The sequence below is a fragment of the Shewanella carassii genome, assembly GCF_019670705.1.
In the GTDB taxonomy this organism is placed as follows: domain Bacteria; phylum Pseudomonadota; class Gammaproteobacteria; order Enterobacterales; family Shewanellaceae; genus Shewanella; species Shewanella carassii.
Window position 1 is genome coordinate 660,716 of the sequence record NZ_AP024618.1, and the last position, 16,438, is coordinate 677,153.

The 16,438-nt window shown below is 53.3% G+C and carries 13 protein-coding genes and 5 tRNA genes; 11 read left to right on the top strand and 7 right to left on the bottom strand.

What is annotated here, in order from left to right:
- Positions 1–16 precede the first annotated feature (16 nt).
- Entirely contained in the window at positions 17–1,195 is a 1,179-nt protein-coding gene (locus tag K5621_RS03125; protein ID WP_425332453.1) for a PQQ-dependent sugar dehydrogenase, read from the top strand.
- Positions 1,195–3,462 (top strand): DNA topoisomerase IV subunit A, encoded by a 2,268-nt coding sequence (gene parC, locus K5621_RS03130; RefSeq protein ID WP_100143101.1) that lies wholly within the window; start codon positions 1,195–1,197, stop codon positions 3,460–3,462. Before K5621_RS03125 ends, parC begins: the two co-directional genes overlap by 1 nt.
- A 77-nt stretch (positions 3,463–3,539) precedes the next feature.
- On the opposite strand, the gene K5621_RS03135 is transcribed toward parC, so the two are convergent.
- A complete protein-coding gene (locus K5621_RS03135; RefSeq protein ID WP_025009364.1) occupies positions 3,540–3,731 on the bottom strand; it encodes a bacterioferritin-associated ferredoxin in 192 nt (63 codons plus the stop codon).
- Between the two features lie 290 nt (positions 3,732–4,021).
- The gene (locus K5621_RS03140) at positions 4,022–4,948 is read right to left on the bottom strand and encodes a D-2-hydroxyacid dehydrogenase (RefSeq protein WP_221050398.1); all 927 of its coding nucleotides are present in this window, start codon (positions 4,946–4,948) and stop codon (positions 4,022–4,024) included.
- A gap of 47 nt (positions 4,949–4,995) precedes the next feature.
- On the opposite strand from K5621_RS03140, the gene K5621_RS03145 reads away from it, so the two are divergent.
- Positions 4,996–5,328, top strand: a complete 333-nt coding sequence (locus tag K5621_RS03145; protein WP_221050399.1) for a DUF3392 domain-containing protein — start codon at positions 4,996–4,998, stop codon at positions 5,326–5,328.
- Positions 5,329–5,364: 36 nt separating this feature from the next.
- Here the strand turns inward: K5621_RS03145 and K5621_RS03150 are convergent, their stop codons facing one another.
- The 5 genes from K5621_RS03150 to rsgA form a co-directional block, all read right to left on the bottom strand.
- Positions 5,365–6,084 (bottom strand): glycerophosphodiester phosphodiesterase, encoded by a 720-nt coding sequence (locus K5621_RS03150; RefSeq protein WP_221050400.1) that lies wholly within the window; start codon positions 6,082–6,084, stop codon positions 5,365–5,367.
- A 6-nt stretch (positions 6,085–6,090) separates the two neighbouring features.
- A complete protein-coding gene (locus K5621_RS03155) occupies positions 6,091–9,297 on the bottom strand; it encodes a mechanosensitive ion channel domain-containing protein (RefSeq protein ID WP_221050401.1) in 3,207 nt (1,068 codons plus the stop codon).
- Positions 9,298–9,372: 75 nt separating this feature from the next.
- Positions 9,373–10,263 carry a DMT family transporter gene (locus K5621_RS03160; RefSeq protein WP_373289227.1) on the bottom strand — a complete coding sequence of 297 codons (891 nt, stop codon included), beginning with the start codon at positions 10,261–10,263 and terminating at the stop codon, positions 9,373–9,375.
- Between the two features lie 2 nt (positions 10,264–10,265).
- Positions 10,266–11,129, bottom strand: coding sequence for an archaetidylserine decarboxylase (gene asd, locus K5621_RS03165; protein WP_221050402.1), 864 nt, complete (start codon positions 11,127–11,129; stop codon positions 10,266–10,268).
- Between the two features lie 31 nt (positions 11,130–11,160).
- Positions 11,161–12,225, bottom strand: a complete 1,065-nt coding sequence (rsgA, locus tag K5621_RS03170; protein ID WP_221050403.1) for a small ribosomal subunit biogenesis GTPase RsgA — start codon at positions 12,223–12,225, stop codon at positions 11,161–11,163.
- A gap of 112 nt (positions 12,226–12,337) precedes the next feature.
- Between rsgA and orn the strand changes: the two genes are divergently transcribed.
- The 8 genes from orn to K5621_RS03210 all read left to right on the top strand — a co-directional run bounded on the left by orn (position 12,338) and on the right by K5621_RS03210 (position 16,403).
- Positions 12,338–12,883 (top strand): oligoribonuclease, encoded by a 546-nt coding sequence (orn, locus tag K5621_RS03175; RefSeq protein ID WP_221050404.1) that lies wholly within the window; start codon positions 12,338–12,340, stop codon positions 12,881–12,883.
- Positions 12,884–12,998: 115 nt separating this feature from the next.
- Positions 12,999–13,074 (top strand) — tRNA-Gly (locus K5621_RS03180).
- A 123-nt stretch (positions 13,075–13,197) separates the two neighbouring features.
- Positions 13,198–13,273 (top strand) — tRNA-Gly (locus tag K5621_RS03185).
- Between the two features lie 122 nt (positions 13,274–13,395).
- Positions 13,396–13,471 (top strand) — tRNA-Gly (locus K5621_RS03190).
- A gap of 122 nt (positions 13,472–13,593) precedes the next feature.
- Positions 13,594–13,669 (top strand) — tRNA-Gly (locus K5621_RS03195).
- Positions 13,670–13,871: 202 nt separating this feature from the next.
- Positions 13,872–13,947: transfer RNA gene (locus K5621_RS03200), tRNA-Gly, on the top strand.
- 204 nt (positions 13,948–14,151) lie between these two features.
- Positions 14,152–14,607 carry a ferritin family protein gene (locus tag K5621_RS03205; protein ID WP_100143111.1) on the top strand — a complete coding sequence of 152 codons (456 nt, stop codon included), beginning with the start codon at positions 14,152–14,154 and terminating at the stop codon, positions 14,605–14,607.
- A gap of 314 nt (positions 14,608–14,921) precedes the next feature.
- Positions 14,922–16,403 carry an NAD(P)H-hydrate dehydratase gene (locus tag K5621_RS03210; protein ID WP_221050405.1) on the top strand — a complete coding sequence of 494 codons (1,482 nt, stop codon included), beginning with the start codon at positions 14,922–14,924 and terminating at the stop codon, positions 16,401–16,403.
- Positions 16,404–16,438 lie beyond the last annotated feature (35 nt).

Genomic DNA, 16,438 nt, shown 5'->3' on the forward strand with positions numbered 1-16,438 from the left:
ACTTAAAGGCAAGGATATGATGAGCCAGAAGAACAGAGTCGGTATCGCGGCTGGCAGGGGCCTGCTTTTATTGGGAGCCGCGTGGCTTAGCTCTGCGGTCAATGCATCTCAGTCGATGATCATTACCGTGACCAAAGGCTTTGGTGTTTCTCTCTATGCTACAGACGTTGGTGATGCCAAGCAGATGGCCGTAGGAGATGAAGGCACTCTGTTTGTTGGTTCTCACAAGAGCGGCACGATCCACGCTTTGGTTGACAGTAACCATGATGGCCGGGTCGATAAACGCTATCTGATAGCCAAGGGCCTGGATTACCCGGAGGCGTTGGCTTTTCACAAGGGCGATCTCTATGTCGCTCTGGAAGATAGAGTGGTGGTGTACCGGGATATCGAACCTAGGCTCAGGCGCCCTCCGCGGGCACGGGAAGTCTATGACCAACTGCCGGGCAATGGCAAGAAAAGCGCCAGAGCCATGCGCTTTGGCCCGGATGACAGGCTCTATATCGCCATCAGCGCTCCCTGCAATGTGTGTGAACCCAGTGCCCCTTTTGGCAGTATCATTGCCGTGGATGTGAACTCGGGCAGTAGTCAGCAGATAGCGCTCGGAATACGCAATGTCATAGGTTTTGACTGGTCACCACTGGATAACCGCCTCTGGTTTGCCGATATGAGTCGCGACTGGATGGGGGATAATCTGCCGCCGGATGAGTTAAATCGGGTCGATGTGGCCGGGGCGCATTATGGATTCCCTTATGTGCATGGCAAAGCGGTGCAGGAACCCGCCTATGAAGAGCCCAAGAGCCTGAATATTACCAAGCCAGTCTATGAACTGCCGGCGCATGTATCCCCGATGGGGATGCTGTTTTATCGGGGAAGTCAGTTTCCCGCTGAATATCATAACCAGATTTTATTGGCTGAAAATGGTTCTTGGAACCGTTCCAGTAAGGTGGGTTACCAGATAGTGGTGCTGGAAACCGATGGTCGCCAGGTGAGCAATCGCCGCACCCTGGTGAGTTTTCTCGATGGTGAGTTTCCGGTGGCCAGACCCCATTCACTGGCGATGGCCCCGGATGGCGCCGTCTATATTTCGGATGATCTGAAGGGAAACATCTACCGCCTGTACTACAAAGACACTGATGCAGAAGATGCTGAATCTGAGTCGGACTATGCGCCGGCACCTGAACAGGAAAATGAATAATGAGTGATGCGATAGCCTTGAGCCTGGATGGCGTGGAGCAGATGCCGCTCAGGCGCTTCACCGAAGAGGCATATCTCAACTATTCCATGTATGTGATCATGGATCGGGCCTTGCCTCATATTGGCGATGGCCTCAAACCGGTGCAACGGCGAATCGTTTACGCCATGAGCGAGCTGGGATTATCGGCCGCGGCCAAATACAAGAAGTCGGCCCGTACCGTCGGTGACGTGCTGGGTAAGTATCATCCGCACGGCGACAGCGCCTGTTACGAAGCCATGGTGCTGATGGCGCAGCCCTTCACCTATCGCTATCCCTTGGTGGATGGTCAGGGTAACTGGGGTGCTCCGGACGACCCCAAGTCGTTTGCGGCCATGCGTTATACCGAAGCCAGACTATCCAAGTTTTCTGAGGTGCTGCTAAGCGAACTCGGTCAAGGCACAGTGGACTGGGGCGTCAACTTTGATGGAACCCTGAAAGAGCCCTTGGTACTGCCTGCCAGACTGCCGCATATTCTGCTCAACGGTATTACCGGTATCGCAGTGGGTATGGCCACGGATATTCCGCCCCATAACGCCCGCGAGCTGGCCAGCGCCTGTATCGAGCTGCTGGATAATCCCAAGGCCGATTTGCCACGGCTGATGGAATTGGTTCCCGGGCCCGATTATCCGACTGCGGCCGAAATCATTACCCCGAGCGCCGAAATCGCCAAGGTCTATGAATCGGGCCGTGGCTCAATCAAGGCCCGTGCGGTTTACACTGTGGAAAACGGTGAAGTGGTGATAACAGCTTTGCCGCACCAGGCCAGCTCCAGCAAGATCCTCGAGCAGTTGGCGGCGCAGATGCAAGCCAAGAAGCTGCCTATGGTGACAGACTTGCGCGATGAGTCGGACCATGAAAGTCCGGTTCGCTTGGTGATAGTGCCGAGATCCAACCGGGTCGATATCGAACAGATGATGGCGCACCTGTTTGCCACCACAGATCTGGAAAAGAGCTATAGGGTCAACCTCAATGTGCTCGGTCTCGATGGTCGGCCCCAGGTTAAGGGCCTCAAGCAACTCTTGAGTGAGTGGCTGGAGTTTCGAATTCATACAGTGCGCCGCCGTCTGGAATTCCGTCTGGATAAAGTCCTGGCCAGGTTGCATATTCTTGAAGCCTTGATGATTGCCTTCCTCAATATCGATGAAGTGATAGAGATCATCCGCTTCCATGATGAACCCAAGGCCGAACTGATGCGCCGCTTCGGGCTGACAGACAAGCAAGCCGAAGCGATTCTGGAACTCAAGCTGCGCCATCTGGCCAAGCTGGAAGAGATGAAGATCCGTGGTGAGCAGGATGAGCTCGAAGCCGAGCGGGAAAAGCTGCAGCAACTGCTCAGTTCGGAACGTCGCCTGAAGACCTTGATCAAGAAAGAACTGCAGGCAGATGCGGAAACCTATGGTGATGACCGCCGCTCGCCACTGGTGGTGAGAAGCGAATCCAGAGCGTTGTCGGAGCAGGAGTTGGTGCCAACCGAGCCCGTGACTGTGGTGCTATCTGAAAAGGGCTGGGTACGCTGTGCCAAGGGTCATGATATCGATGCCGCCGGGTTGTCCTACAAGGCAGGTGACAGTTTCCTCTGCGCCGCAGCCGGACGCAGCAACCAGCAATCTGTGTTTATTGACAGCGCCGGGCGCGCCTTCGCCACGGATACCCATACTCTGCCTTCGGCCCGTAGCCAAGGGGAACCTATTACCACCAGATTCAATCTGGCCCCAGGGGAGAGCATGGAGCACGTATTGCTCGGGGATGATGATAACTGCTTCCTGCTGGCGAGTGATGCCGGTTACGGCTTTATCTGCGCCTTTAAGGATATGGTGTCGCGTAACAAGGCGGGTAAGGCTTTGCTGACGCTGCCAGCCAATGCCAAGGCTTTAACGCCGCGTAAACTAGACAAGTCCAGACCCAGTTCGATTCTGGCCATTACCAATGAAGGGCGGATGCTGATGTTCTCCATGGAGGCGCTGCCGCAGTTGGCCAAGGGTAAGGGCAACAAGATCATCGGCATCCCGTCGGAGCGAGCAAAAAACCGCGAAGAGTTGGTGACCCATCTATACCTGGTGCCGGAAGGTGCCAATGTCACCCTCTGGGCCGGCAAGCGTAAGCTGACATTGAAGAGCAGCGATCTGGAGCATTACCGTGGTGAGCGGGGCCGTCGCGGCGCCAAGCTGCCAAGAGGGCTGCAAAGGGTCGACAGTGTCGAAGTCAGTTTGGAGGAGCCGGCGCTGTAGCCCGGCCCAAAAGTAGCCCGGCCCAAAAACCACAAAAGCCGCATCATGATGCGGCTTTTGTTTTTTTACCCAATATATCAGGCGACTTCGTAATAGTTGGGCTCGAGATCCAGCTGATTCTGGATGATTTGCGTCGCCATCCGTACACACTTACCGCATTGATCACCCACACCGAGGCGTTTTTTCACCTCGCTGAGGCTAACATCTCCCTGGCTGACTGCCTGCTTTATCTGGGTATCCGTAATCGCATGACACAGACAAACGTACATTTATCGGGCTCCGGTTACTGCTGGTAAGTGGACGTTATTTTTCAATACGCAATTCTAAATGAAAACCGTTATCAATACTAATAACGCTTGGGTATATTTTAGGGCAGATCACCCTTTAGTTGGTTATTAGGGAAGGTGCGAATAAGTCCCATGTGTGCTCTGCATCGGCTTACGGACTTGGATGCAAGGCGTGGTTTGCAGCAAATGGCCCTAGTCCTTTGCAAGAACTTCCTTAGGTCTTTAGTCAGCAAATAGCACCGCGCCCGGAGGAATGGGCGCTAGAGGAAGGATTAGTAGCCTCTGTCGAAGTACACCAGGTTCTCCAGTGATTCGGCATTGAGGTAGTGGTGATAGTTCCGGGCGAAAATATCGACCACCTGAGACGGGAAGCTGGGCGCCGAAATATGGGGAGTGATTACCGCATTGGGGCAATCCCAGATGGGGTGCAGCGGTGACAGCGGCTCCTGGGCAAACACATCCAGCACGGCTTTGAGCCGGTTTCTGCGGCCGAGTTCGACCACCAGGGCATCGAGATCTAGGGCGTCACCGCGGCCTATGTTGAACAGTATCGCGCTGTCTTTGAGTTGTGCCAGTCTCTCTTTGCTCAGCAAGCCTCGGCTCTCCTGAGTGCTCGGCAGAGTGTTGACAACCACATCGGCCTGGGGCAAAAGCTCATCGAGCTGGGCCGGGCCGATGATGCAATCAAAGCCCGCGACGGCTCTTTGGCTGCGGTTCATACCCCAGACCTGCATCTTGAAGTGTTTGGCGTTGGCGGCCAGGTGCTCACCGATGGAACCCGTGCCCAGGATCAGCATCTTCATCCCCTGCAGGGTTGCCAGGGAGCCAGGGTGCCAGTATTTCTCCTGCTGCTGGTGATGATACAGCGCATGTTGACGAACTTCGGCGAGCAGATAACCGAACACATATTCACTCATCAAGGGGCCGAAGATCCCCTTCACATTGGTCAGCAGGTAGTCTTTCCTGGTTTTAGCGCCAAGCAGTTTATCGACACCGGCGAAGGTTGATTGCAACCAACTGAGATTCTTGCCGTGACTCAGCAGCGGTTGTGCCAGAGCCGGCTCGGCCAGCCAGATATCGGCACTGGCGATATTGGCCGGGTCATCGCCCAGAATAGTAAGGCCAGGAAGTGATTTTTCTGACAACAACTGTCGATATTCAGCATTTTCCCGGGTGAGTAACAGCAGCTTGTATGCCATAGTATCTGTCCTTGTTGTTTTCGTTATTTTATGGATTTTATATTTTAATGGATTCCGTTACGCAACTGCTGACCCAGATGGGTAGCCAGCTCTATCCCTGGCTCAATGAGATAGCCACCGCCATGGTTGCCTGCGTCATTTTGGTGTTCGGTGCCGACTTCAACCGTTTTCTGCGCCGTAAGCTCGGGGCACGCAATTTTGTACTGCGTACGCTGATCTTTATTCTGGTCAACGCCTTTGGTTACGGCATGCTGATAGTGGCGCTCAGTCCCTGGCTCGCCAGGCAGTTGGCGCACCTACCGGCGCTGTGGACTTTACTCTTGGTCAGCGCAACTTTTATCTTTGTCGGCGGCTGGGCCCAGCGCAATAACCAGAGTTGAACACGCTAATGAGAGAGCATTCAAACGAATGATCATTCACTCAAACCAGTGGCGGTAGTCGGTTTGTGACTCCTGAGTCAATGCGGCGGCGGCTCTGTCTGGATAGTTGGCAAAAATTCCATCTACCCCCAGCGCCGCCAGTGCCCTGATATCATCGGCATCATCTACGGTATAGACATACACTTTGGCGCCGCGCTGATGAGCATCGGCTACCAGTTCTCGGTTGATAAAGCTGATATCCAGATGCAGTGACCAGGCCTTGAGCTCACTGACCACGGCGGCTTGGTTGAGCGCTATCCCCTCGAGCAGTGGCGCTACGGGTACGTCGGGCAACTGCTGTTTTACCTGTTTGAGCCAGAGGTGATTGAATGAAGACACCAGCAGCTGCTCTGGCTGGTATCCGAGTTGCAGTAGCTGCGGGTATTGCTGGATAAAAGGCTCGACGCAACCCACTCCCTTGAGCTCTATGTTGACCGTCATGCGCCCCTCGATAAGCTCAAGTACCTGGCGTAGGGTAGGGATAGGTTCTCCCTCGACCCTAAGTTGCCGTAGATAGCGACTGCTTTGCTGCGCGAGCAGCCCTTTGCCGTCGCTCTTGGGGCTCAGGCGGCGGTCATGGAAGACCCAGAGCTCACCATCGGCATGGTGTACATCCAGCTCAACTGCCTCACAGCCAAGCTCTAGTGCCAGCGCCATCGCCTTAAGGGTGTTTTCCGGCGCATAACCACTGGCGCCACGGTGCGCGAAAATCAACATCTGCGATTAACCTCTGATAATACCGCTGGTGTCTTTGTTGTGCGTGTTGCTGATATGCACTTCGAGCTGAGGGTAGGCCAACTCCAACTGGTTTTCCTTGAGCTTCTTGCTGATCCGCTTGTGCAGATCGTGGCGCAGCGGCCAGCGGGAAGACATATCTTTGGCGTAAGCCCTGACTTCATAGTCCTGAGTGTGCTTGCCGAAACCGGCAAACCAGACTTCCGGTTCTGGGGTCTCCAGTGCGTTTTCACACTCTTTCACTGCCTGATAGAGCGCGGCCTCCACCCGGGCAGGATCTGAATCCCTGGCGACCGAAACATAGATGATCACCCGGGTAATGGGATCCGACAGCGACCAGTTAATTAGCTGCTCTGTGATAAAGGCCTTGTTGGGGATGATAATCTCTTTTCTGTCCCAATCTATGATGGTGGTCGCGCGGATTTTGATCTTGGATACCGTACCTGTAAGGTCGCGAATAGTGACGGTATCGCCGATCCGCACCGGCTTTTCAAACAGTATGATAAGGCCCGAGATAAAGTTGGCGAAGATCTCCTGCAGACCAAAACCAAGACCCAGAGTCAGCGCTGCAATTAACCATTGCAGCTTGGACCACTCCATCCCCAGGGTGGCAAAGCCGATGACAATACCGATAAAGACCACCAGGTAACGGGTCACAGTGGTGATGGCAAAGCCGGTTCCCGGGGAGAGATCCAGTTTTTGCAGTATAGTCAGCTCCAACAAGCCGGGAAGGTTGGTGGCTATCATCATGGAAAAGCCGACCACGATAGCGCCAAATACCAGTGATTTCATGGTGATGGGCAGCGGCTGCTCGACTCCGCCTATTCCGGTAGTCGTTGTCGTCCAAAGAGTAATGCCATCGAGGAAGCTGAATAGGGCGGTGTGGGTTTGGGTCCACAGGCCGACCAGGCAGGCCAGAAACGCCAGCAGCAGCAGGGATCTCACCAAACCCAGTGATTGGCTGGACATGGTTTCCAAATCGACTACCGGCTCTTCATAGGTGTCCTGATGATCGTTGTTGCTCGATGAGGTATCACCTTTTTCCCGCTGCGCCAGACGCTCGGCCCGGCGGGCCTTGGCGCGATCGAAGGCGATGCGGCGCCTTTCAATCAACATCCAGCGTTTCAGCAACTGGTACAGCAACAGAAAGCCGAGTCCCAGCAGTAAAGAAAGCTGCAGCTGCAACAGCATCTGGAAGGCGGTGAAATAATAGCCCCTGAATGCCAACACGGCGCTCAGCGGTGGTACCAGCAACAGCAGTAGCCACAGCAGCTTTTGCAGCAGACGCTTATTCTTGTCGTCCAGATGGCTTTCACGATAGCGACGGGACAGAGTCAGTACGTCCCGATAGAGCATAAATAGCATGATACAGAACAGAATAAAGGCACCGCGGCCTATGCTGTTGCGCACCAGAGAGGAGTCGAGAATTTCGGTAAAGCCCATGACGCCCACCAGAGGCATGGCCATGATGACAAAGCGGCGAAAACGCTGTTGCCCTTGACGGATCACCTCTTGTGGCCGTTTGAAATGGCCTATGAGCAGGCCCTTGTCCAGTGCCAGCAGATAGATGAAGCGATAGAGCTGGTACAGGCTGCCTATAGCCAGTACGCCCATGCCTATGGCCTGAATGGGATTACTGTTGGACTGCAGCATAATCAAGCCGGCCGCCACTATGGGAAAGGGTTTGAACAAGCTGTAACCGGCGCTGATAACTAATGTCTGGATGGTGTAGATAAATTTATCCTGGGTCACCTTGCCGACCGGCGCCTCACATTCGCGCATCATGGTCTTGAATCTGGGGGTGAGAATATCCTGGGCCACCAGACACAACACCGCCAGGATGATCCACCAGGACCAGTATGGACTCAGTTCGGTCAGCCCCTGCTTTATCTCAGGCAGGTCGGTTTGTTGCCAGAGCCAGAGACTGGAGCGCTGCAGATCCGTTAGCCACAGCTTGCTGATGCTGTAGGCATTGGGTACCCAGAACAGGTGTTCATTGAGGGTGGACTTGAGTCTCTGATAACTGTCGGTGAGCAGCTCATACTTGCTCTTGAGCTTGGCCAGTTCACTGAGATAAGTGTCATAGCCTTTCAATAACTGATTCAGCAAGGCCTGTTGTGATTCAAGCAGTCGTAACTGAGATTCATTGCTATAGGCCTGGGTCGTTAGCAGTTGCTCATTGGCGGCAAACTGCTGCTCAATCTGATAGCGATTGAGTCTGGCATCGGCTATCTGGGTTTGCAGGTGTTCTTGGTTCGGGGGCTTTGGCAGTGACTGCAGGATCTGCAAAAAGCGCTCACCGAAAACCGGGTTCATCTTGACCCAGCTGATCTGCTCTTTGATGTTGTCCAGTTGCTTGCTGTGGGACTGATCCTGCTTCTCCGCTTGTTCCTGAAGGGCTATGGTCTGCGCCGTCTGCTCAGTCAATTGCTGCAACTGCTGACCATACTTTTGATTGGCCTGGCTTAGCTCTGTGGTCAGACTATCGTGAGTACCGGCCTCAGAATTGAGGGTTTCGGCCAGTGTGGCGTTGACTTGCTGCTGCCTGGCATCGGTAATGGCGCGGTTAAGCTGCTCGATAAGCAGTTCTTGTTGCTGCAACTGCTTGCGTACCAGTTGCAGTTGTAACTGATGCAGTTCGCGCTTTTGTTGGCTGACTGCCAACTCGCTTTCCAGCGTGGTGAGCTGTTGCTCCAGCAATAACAACTGCGCCTGTTGCAGTGCTTTGCTGGTATTGTCAGTGGCCACTGCCTGAGTTTTTTGCTGTTGCAGCAGCGCCTGTCTGATTTTGACTATTTCGGCAGGTAACTCGCTGTGGCGCTTGAGCATGGCGCTGTTGGCCTGGCTGAGGCTGGTTTCACTCTCTTTCAGTTCGGAAAGGCGCAGATAGGCCATGGAGGCCTGCTGATCCAGATCCTGATGGCGTTCGGGTTTAAGTGGCGCGGCGGCTTCTTGCAGCAGATCATAAAGATGTTGGCGCCGATTCTCGAAATTGAGTTGCAGTTCCTGATAGCTGCGGGTTGTGTCGGCCAGCTGCTGAATGCTTTTTTCCAGCTGCGCCAGTTGTTGCTCCTGCGACAGGGCTTCCGTGTTTTGTTGATTAATTCCCAGGCGTTTATCCAACCCCAGTGGCGAGTTGGCCTGGGCGGAGGCGACAAAAAAGAGACAAAACAGCAGGATGCAGGCTCGAACCATAGTTAAATTCAAAGAGTTAAATACAAAGAGTGAATCGACAGCTCATATTAGCTAAGTTAAGCGGGTTTTGATATGTCAGCCAAGGTTCTTTTTCGGGGCTTGTGATTTGTGACTCTGTGATGTTTCAAACAAGGCGGTTGCCACCACCAGAGTACCGCCGATAGCGGTTGTTAGCGTCAGCGACTCATCCAGCAGTAACCAGGCGAGCATGGCGCCATAGAAGGGTTGTAAGCAGGAGACTAAACCGACAGTTTTGGCGCTCAAGTATCTGAGTGCCGAGGTAAACAAGGCATGGGGCGCCGCGGTAAAGACGACTCCCAAAAGCAGCAGCAATCCCCAGGTTTGGTTGCTAATGTCTCCGGCATCAAGACTGTGCCAAGGGGCCAACACCAGCACCGCCACCGCGGTTTGGTAAAACATCGCCTGCTGGCCGCTGTAGGCGGTGAAGTGGCGTTTGTGCAACAGGTTGCGGGCGGTGAACAAGATGGCGGAAACAACGCCGACCAGGATCCCAAGGGTAACGTCGTTGCCCAATGACGGCTCGGGGATCAGCAGAATCACTCCTAGCAGCACTGCCAAACCGCTGACAAGATCTCTAAGGTGTAAGCGACTGCCGGTAAACCAGGGTTCGACCAGCACTGTCATCACGGGATAGGTGAAAAAGGCTATCATGCCGATGGCGACAGAGGAGAGTTGCATCGCCGCAAAGTAGGTTACCCAATGGAGGCTGACAATCACCCCAAGCAACAGGGCAACAAGGTAATCTTTGCCGCGCAGCAAGCGCAGGCGTTGACGGCTAAGTTTAACCAGCAGCGCCAGAACGATGGCGGCGATAATGCAGCGCAGCAGAGTGATATCGAGGGCGCTCAAGGGGATAAGCCGGGAGAACAGGGCGGTACCTCCGAAAAGGAGTACCGCCAGATGAAGTTCTGTCAGGCCTGTACGTGCTTGCCCCTTGGCAGACAAGTTCAGTCCTCTATTTTGGCAAAAGGTGCACCCATACGGGTCACGGCACCTGGCTCAACACCATCGGCAAATTCATCCAGGGCGTCCTTGGCAAATAGCATGACCACGGTACTGCCCAATTTGAAGCGGCCCATCTCGGCACCTTTCTCCAATGTGATGGCATCCGGCCCTGTGGTGGGGTATTCCCAGGTAAACACGCGCTTGCCTGTCGGCGGCGTGACAGTGCCGGCCCAAACGGTTTCTATGCTGGCCACTATGGTGGCGCCAACCAATACCATGGCCAGGGGACCAATTTCGGTTTCGAATATGGCAACCACTCGCTCGTTACGGGCAAACAGCCCGGGTACATTGCGGGCGGTCAACGGGTTGACAGAGAAGAGTTCGCCGGGCACATAGGTCATTTTCGACAGTGTGCCTTTGATGGGCATATGGATTCTGTGATAGTCCTTGGGCGCCAAATAAATGGTGGCAAAGTCGCCGTCTTCGAAGCGTTCGGCATCTTTGGCCTGATTACCCAGCAGGGTCAGAGCCGAATAGTGATGGCCTTTGGCCTGAAAAATGCGGCCGTCTTCAATGGGGCCACACTGACTCACGGCGCCATCGACCGGGTGCACTATATATTCAGGATCTTGATACAGAGGGCGTGCGCCGTCTTTCAGGGCGCGGGTGAAAAAAGCGTTGAAGCTCTTGTAGGCTTCAGGCTCGCTTTGGGCCGCTTCTGACATATCTATCTTGTACTGTTTGATAAACCAGCGAATAGCCCAGGTGGTCAGCTTGCCGGCTTCGGCCGCTGCCAGTTTCCCGACCAGGCGGGACAACAGGTGTTTGGGCAGCATGTACTGCAGTGCAATCTTCACTTTATCCAATTTTTGCTTCCTTCAAATGGGCTTTGCCAGCTTAAATGTCGTCCATGCCGGCGCGGAAGTGGCGGGCGTGACGCTGTTCATCCAGACTGGTGATAATTCTGTGATAATTGTTGAATCTGTCTTCAGCAATTTTGCCTTCCTCTACCGCTTTACGCAATGCGCAGCCGGGATCGTCCAGATGTTTGCAGTCGCGGAATTTACAGCCGCCGAGAAAATCCCTGAACTCCACGAAGCACCAGCCGACACGGTCGGCAGGCAAGTGCCAGAGGGCAAATTCACGAACCCCGGGAGAATCAATCAGATCGCCGCCGCTAGGCAGGTGAACCAGTTTGGCCGTGGTGGTGGTGTGTTGACCCAGGCCTGAGTTTTCCGAGACTTCTCCGGTTTGCAACTGCGCCTGTGGCAGCAGGGCATTGATAATTGAAGATTTACCTACTCCGGATTGTCCGGCAAATACACTGGTTTTGCCTTGCAACAGGGTTTTCAGTTGCTCTAGCCCTTCAGCAGTTTTACTGCTGACTTTATAGACGGAGTAGCCGATAGCACGGTAACGGGCCAGGGCGGTTTCCACTTCAATGGCCTGAGTCTCGTCCAACAAGTCGACCTTGTTGAGAATGATCACCGGCGGGATCTCAGTGTCTTCAGCCGCCACCAGATAGCGGTCAATAATCTGGGTGGTAAAGCTCGGCAGCACAGATGACACTATAAAAATTTGATCTATATTGGCGGCAATGACTTTAACGCCATCATAGAGGTCGGGTCGGGTCAGTGACGAGCTGCGCGGGTGAACGGCTTCAACCACACCGGCGACGGTAGTTTGTGGGTCGGTCGCTAGACGTACTACTACTTTATCGCCGGTAACTAGGCTGCCTATGGTGCGGCGAAGATTACAACGAACCAGTTGGCCATCATGGGTTTCAATATCGGCATGCTGGCCGAAACGGGAGATAACCGTGGCCTCCAGCTCGGGGCCGAGTGAGCTATTCTGTATTTCAGGGGCAGTCTCAGCAGCGTTTTCCCCACGTTGCAGACGCTTCTGATGATTGGCTTTCATACGGCGCAGTTGGCCATGGCTCAATGGTTTCTTTTTACTCACAGGCAGCTCTTCGCAGTATAAGGTGATTTTGTGTCTTGGCAAAAAGCAGTATGATACACGGTCTTAAATAAAAAAGCCTGAATTTAGGCGAACTGGAACGGTGGGCTGAGCTATGGTTGCGGATGAAAATAACCTGATTTGGATCGATCTCGAGATGTCCGGGCTGGAGCCTGAAACCGATAGGGTATTGGAAATAGCCACCTTGGTTACAGACAAGGAGCTGAACATTATCGGTGAAGGGCCAGTGATAGCCATTCATCAGAGCGATGAAGTGTTGGCTGCCATGGATGATTGGAATCAACAGCATCACGGCGCTTCCGGGCTAATTGAGCGGGTGAAGGCCTCCAAACACACAGAGGCTGACGCCATAGCCGAGACCATAGCTTTTTTGAGCCAGTACGTGCCTAAAGGTGTGTCTCCCATGTGCGGCAACAGTGTCGGTCAGGACAGACGCTTTCTGAACAAGTATATGCGTGAACTGGAAGAGTACTTCCATTACCGCAATATCGATGTCAGTACGGTGAAGGAACTGACTAAGCGTTGGCGGCCTGAAATCATGAAGGATTTCAAAAAGCAAAATACTCATCAGGCATTGATGGATATTCAGGAGTCGATCGCCGAACTGAAGTTCTACCGTGAGCGAGTATTTAAAATTTGAGCGATCGGACGATAAATCTGTTTCAGGGGGTTGCAGCAGATGGAAATTTCCATATAATGCGGCCTCACCTTTCCGCTGGTGGTAACCAGTGTGAACGGTTAAAGTAAGTGGAAATGCGACATTAGCTCAGTTGGTAGAGCGGTACCTTGCCAAGGTACAGGTCATCGGTTCGAACCCGATATGTCGCTCCAAATTCCAGACACCCACTGTCTTTAAATGTGGACTTAAGTTATGCGACATTAGCTCAGTTGATAAAACAGAAGGTTGGTACCTTTGTTGATTTATTAGCGCGGATGATGAAGCGAACAAGCGATGCGACATTAGCTCAGTTGGTAGAGCGGTACCTTGCCAAGGTACAGGTCATCGGTTCGAACCCGATATGTCGCTCCAAATTCCAGACGCCCACGGTCTTTAAATGTGGACTTAAGTGATGCGACATTAGCTCAGTTGATAAAACAGAAGGTCGGTACCTTTGTCGATTATTGACTCGGATGATGAAGCAAACAGGCGATGCGACATTAGCTCAGTTGGTAGAGCGGTACCTTGCCAAGGTACAGGTCATCGGTTCGAACCCGATATGTCGCTCCAAATTCCAGACGCCCACGGTCTTTAAATGTGGACTTAAATGATGTGACATTAGCTCAGTTGATAAGACAGAAGGTCGGTACCTTTGTCGATTATTGACTCGGATGATGAAGCAGATAAGTGATGCGACATTAGCTCAGTTGGTAGAGCGGTACCTTGCCAAGGTACAGGTCATCGGTTCGAACCCGATATGTCGCTCCAAAATCCAGACGCCCACTGTCTTTAAATGTGGACTTAAGCGATGCGACATTAGCTCAGTTGATAAAACAAAAGGTTGGTACCTTTGTTGATTGTCAGCTCGGATGATGAAGCAAATAAGCGATGCGACATTAGCTCAGTTGATAAAATAGAAGGTCGGTACCTTTGTTGATTATCAGCTCGGATGATGAAGCAAATAAGCGATGCGACATTAGCTCAGTTGGTAGAGCGGTACCTTGCCAAGGTACAGGTCATCGGTTCGAACCCGATATGTCGCTCCAATCTCTATCTCCCCCCCCAAAAAAAATCTTTAAAAGTGCCTTTTCGTGATCTGTCGCAGGTTTCTTGCGTTTTGTCTAATGTAGTGATATCCGCAAACACTGATTTATGACCTTGTTCAAATATTCTCACTATTTTTGCTTACATAATGTCCTTGTACTAATTTGAATTGTGCCGTTGACGGCAGCAGAAATGGAGATAGGTAGATGCGTATACAACAGTTGCGTGAGCTCCTTGAATTTGTAGCTAAATGCCGTCTTGATATGGCCCAGCTCTATCACAGATTGCATACTCAGGCTGACTCATCCAGGGTCAAATTGATGTTGGAGTATTTTGAACAACATCAAAAGCATATCGCTGAAACCCTCGAAGATTATATCGATGAGGCGCCAAACAAGATCCTCGATACCTGGTACAAAGACATTGTGTTTGAGGACTTTGGCAAACGCTGCCGTGACACCATGCTGGCGGCCAATATGACAGAAGATGAAGTGCTGAATCTGCACCTGGATCTGGAAAACCGCTTGATCGCTCTATTGGAAAAGGCAGCCGGTTCATCGGTTTCGGCCGAGGTTAAGGGGGCTTTGGAAGACTTAGTGCGGGTCGAGAAGATCCAGCAGCAGCGACTGGTTCACAGTACCATACGTATGGACGACATTTGACGTCTCCCAAATGTGGCGGATCTGCTTGGGTCTGCCGTTAGTTCTGCCCGGCCCAGACCGGGCTTTTTCATTTTTATCAACTTGTTCTGACTCAAGTCATAAATGTTCACTGACTTTGCTGCTAGTGTGGTATCGGTCATCGCTGTTTTTATGCGCAGGTAATCATAGCGTCAGGAGTATGCTTGGATGGACTCAGTGTCGGGCATCCGTATTATCTCTGAGCGTTTCTGCGATTGTACAAGTTCAGTGAACGAGTGAGATTTTCGCGTTAACAAGTCATCAGTATCTGTCAGTCAAGAGATAGGAGAATCGATATGGCCCAGGATTTGTCAGATATGCCTCAAAAACTATACAGTGCCAAGGCTGTGCGCCAGGCTGAACTGGACTGGGTCGCAGCCGGACAGGGCAGCCTCTATGAGTTGGTCGAGCGGGCCGGGAAAGCCGCCTATGAGGCGTTGGCGCCCAAGCTGACTTCAGAGTGCCGGGTGCTGGTCATTGCCGGGCAGGGAAATAACGGCGCCGATGCCTTGGTTTGTTTACGCTGGTTATTGAACTCGGGTTTCAACGCTAACCTGTTTGTCTTCCCCGCCAGTCAGCCCAGTACTGAATGGGAGCAGGCGTGGGAGCAGTTGCAGCAATCTGTGCCAGAAGTCGCGCAGGTCTCAGAAATAAACTCAACCGAATATCACTGGATAGTGGATGGGCTGTTGGGGACCGGCCTTAAGGGCGATGTGCGGCCTGAAGCCGCCGACATGATAGCTCAGATAAATGCGACAAGGTCCAAGGTGTTTAGCCTGGATTTGCCTTCCGGTATAGATGCCGATACCGGCGCAGCTCTAGGGGCGTCAGTCGAAGCCGAGCAGACACTCTGCTTTGCGGCCCTTAAGCAAGGGCTACTGACCGGCAGGGCCAGGCATTGTTGCGGCGAGTTGCATTTTGCTGACTTGGGGCTGAGTGACTTCCTGCCACCATCGGATGTGATTAGGGTCGGCGCTGAGTACCTCAAGGGGCTTTTCGATGCCCGCCCCAGAGATAGTCACAAGGGCAAATCGGGCAAGGTTACCGTCATAGGCGGCGATTATGGCATGGGAGGGGCCGTCAGACTGGCGGGTGAAGCCTGTCTCAGGGCCGGCGCTGGTTTGGTCACTGTGGTGAGCCGACCTGAGCATCAACTCACGGTCAATGCCAACAGGCCGGAACTGATGTTCTGGGGCTGTGAACTGGTGGATATGGAAGTTTATCTGCGCCTTGGCTGGGCACAGGTACTGGTGTTGGGGCCAGGGCTAGGCCGCGCCGACTGGGGATACAATCTGTTCAAGGCGGTCAGTCTGAGCGATAAGCCCTGCGTGCTGGATGCCGATGCGCTCAATCTCTTGAGCCAGGAAAAACGAGCCCAAGACAACAGGGTTCTGACCCCTCATCCGGGGGAAGCCGCCAGGTTGCTGGCAACGGATATTGCTGATGTCGAAGCCGACAGGTTTGCAGCGGTTAGAAAGCTGCAGGCTCAATATGGTGGAGTGGTACTACTCAAGGGCGCCGGCACCCTCATCTATGACGGCAAACAGCTGTTTGTTGCCCCTGTGGGGAACCCTGGGCTCGCCAGCGGTGGGTGCGGCGATGTGTTATCTGGTATAATCGGCGCGCTGATGGCTCAGGGACTGGACAACACCCGCGCGACTGTGGCAGGCGTGGTAGTTCATGGCGGCGCCGCTGACCTTGCTGCCCGTGACGGGGAGAGAGGCATGCTTGCCAGCGATCTTATGCCCTGGATCCGCCATCTGGTAAACACTGACTAAGCTTAACGGGCCAATGTAAGGCGTGGATCCACACT

Bases quoted from the DNA above. Each gene is read 5' to 3' on its own strand.
- K5621_RS03145 (WP_221050399.1), top strand. From the start codon at position 4,996: ATGGATTCCGTTACGCAACTGCTGACCCAGATGGGTAGCCAGCTCTAT.
- K5621_RS03210 (WP_221050405.1), top strand. From the start codon at position 14,922: ATGGCCCAGGATTTGTCAGATATGCCTCAAAAACTATACAGTGCCAAG.
- K5621_RS03205 (WP_100143111.1), top strand. From the start codon at position 14,152: ATGCGTATACAACAGTTGCGTGAGCTCCTTGAATTTGTAGCTAAATGC.
- K5621_RS03155 (WP_221050401.1), bottom strand. From the start codon at position 9,297: ATGGTTCGAGCCTGCATCCTGCTGTTTTGTCTCTTTTTTGTCGCCTCC.
- orn (WP_221050404.1), top strand. From the start codon at position 12,338: ATGGTTGCGGATGAAAATAACCTGATTTGGATCGATCTCGAGATGTCC.
- K5621_RS03135 (WP_025009364.1), bottom strand. From the start codon at position 3,731: ATGTACGTTTGTCTGTGTCATGCGATTACGGATACCCAGATAAAGCAG.
- parC (WP_100143101.1), top strand. From the start codon at position 1,195: ATGAGTGATGCGATAGCCTTGAGCCTGGATGGCGTGGAGCAGATGCCG.
- K5621_RS03125 (WP_425332453.1), top strand. From the start codon at position 17: ATGATGAGCCAGAAGAACAGAGTCGGTATCGCGGCTGGCAGGGGCCTG.
- K5621_RS03150 (WP_221050400.1), bottom strand. From the start codon at position 6,084: ATGTTGATTTTCGCGCACCGTGGCGCCAGTGGTTATGCGCCGGAAAAC.
- K5621_RS03140 (WP_221050398.1), bottom strand. From the start codon at position 4,948: ATGGCATACAAGCTGCTGTTACTCACCCGGGAAAATGCTGAATATCGA.